This window comes from Rhizobacter sp. P3_B12, from assembly GCF_056402895.1.
The window spans coordinates 1-1,829 of sequence record NZ_JBFUGN010001131.1; the positions used below are offsets into that span (position 1 = coordinate 1).

General features: G+C 68.1%; 2 protein-coding genes. One reads left to right on the forward strand and one right to left on the reverse strand.

Annotation, left to right across the window (positions count from 1 at the left end):
* Positions 1 to 64 precede the first annotated feature (64 nt).
* Positions 65 to 319, reverse strand: coding sequence for a hypothetical protein (locus AC1D01_RS32935; protein ID WP_477873687.1), 255 nt, complete (start codon positions 317 to 319; stop codon positions 65 to 67).
* 260 nt (positions 320 to 579) lie between these two features.
* Here AC1D01_RS32935 and pstS point away from each other — a divergent pair, with 260 nt between their 5' ends.
* Positions 580 to 1,632, forward strand: a complete 1,053-nt coding sequence (pstS, locus tag AC1D01_RS32940; protein ID WP_477873688.1) for a phosphate ABC transporter substrate-binding protein PstS — start codon at positions 580 to 582, stop codon at positions 1,630 to 1,632.
* The last annotated feature ends 197 nt before the right edge of the window (positions 1,633 to 1,829 follow it).

Consider the following 1,829-nt stretch of genomic DNA (forward strand, 5'->3'; position numbering starts at 1 on the left):
TCGATCCCCCAAGGGGATGCGGGCCGGCTTGGGGCGGCCCGGCGCTCGGCCCGCCTGCGCCGGCTCAAGCGTGCAGCTTGTCCCAATACGAGGCGGCCTTGCCGACCCAGCTGCAATAGTGCGGATCGTTCAGCGCATAGAACGGAATGYCGCGCGAGACGAACTTCTCGACTTCATTGCCGAGCGAGCGGTCCCCGGCCGGCAGCCGCTCGACCTCGACCTCCAGCGCGTGCAGTGCGATCGCGCGCTGCATCGGGTTCGGTGCCATCAGGTAGCGGCGCAGGGTCTGCGAGTCGACGACAGAGGTTTCCAGGTCCATTCAAGGCTCCAACAACATGTGGAAGTGGTCCATGCAAGTTCGGCCGTTTTGCAGCTGGCTTGAGGCCACCTCTCGGGCTCCCGTGTGCAGAAGTCTTCCATGGCGGCCCGTTACGTGACCGTGTGCCGGGTAACAGCGTGTTGAAGCCTGGGCAGGTGCGACGCAGTTCACGCTTGGCGACACCCACCCTGTCGGGTTCACGCACTGTCACGCGTTCGATGTATCGTCGCGCCCTCGCAGTAACCAACGGCTTTTCCGAAGTGACCACCACACGCCTTCGCCACGCCGCCCTCGCCGGCCTGATCTCCCTCCTTGCCACGAATGCGTTCGCGCAGGTGCGCGGCATCGGGGCCTCGTTCCCGTCCAAGGTCTACGAACGCTGGGCCAGGACCTACGAGCAGCAGAACGCCGGAGCCGCCGTCACCTACAAGGCCACCGGCTCGGGCGACGGGRTCAAGCAGATCAGCGCACGCGCGGTGGACTTCGGCGGCAGCGATTCGCCGCTGCCCGCCGACGAGCTGACGAAGCGCAAGCTGGTGCAGGTGCCGATGCTGATCGGCGGCATCGTGCCGGTGGTCAAGCTGCCCGGCATCGGCGCGAACCGGCTGCAGCTGTCGGGCGAGGTGCTGGCCGACATCATGGCCGCGCGCATCGTGAAGTGGAACGACGCGCGCATCGCGGCGCAGAACCCGGGCATCGCGCTGCCCGCGCTGCGCATCCAGCGCATCGTGCGTGCCGACCGTTCCGGCACGACCGAGGGCTTCACGCGCTACCTGTCGGAGGTGTCACCGGCCTTCAAGACCGAGATCGGTGCCGGCCAGGCACCGAAGTGGCCGGGCGAGGTCGCGACGGCCGAGGGCAACGACGGCATGGTGAAGGCGCTCGAAGGCAGCGACGGCGGCATCGCCTACGTCAGCTACGACCGCGTCGTGAAGGACGGGCTGGCGGCGGTGCGGCTGGTCAATGGCGCGGGCGTGGCGGTGGCGGCGTCGGAGGCGGGCTTCCGCGCGGCGATCCTCGACAGCGATGTCTCGCGCGCTGGCAACGACCTCGCGTCGCTGATGAACCGGCCCGCCAGCGGCGCGTGGCCGATCACGCAGACGAGTTTCGTGCTGTTCGACGCCGAGCCGGCCGATGCCGAGCGCGCCGCGCAGGGCATGCGATTCCTCTACTGGTGCCTGATGCACGGCGACGACCTGACGCGCGGCACGGGGTTTGCGCCGCTGCCGGTGAATTTGCAGGCACGGTTGACGGCGCGGTTTGCGGGTGTGCGTGCGAAGGATGGGAAGGCGCCTCAGTACATGAATTTCTAGCTGCGTTGCTGCGTGTGCGCGTCGCGCGGGGGGTGAGGGGATGGGCTGGGGGCTCATGCCGAGGCGGTCGGCGCCCCAGGGGGCGCCGACTCCACGAAGAAGCTCGGCTTCGGGGGTGCATCGCCAAACTCCCGCCACTCACTTCGTTCGTTGTGGTCAAACAGTGGCGATGAGTCAGTCTACGAAGCGCGCTGGCG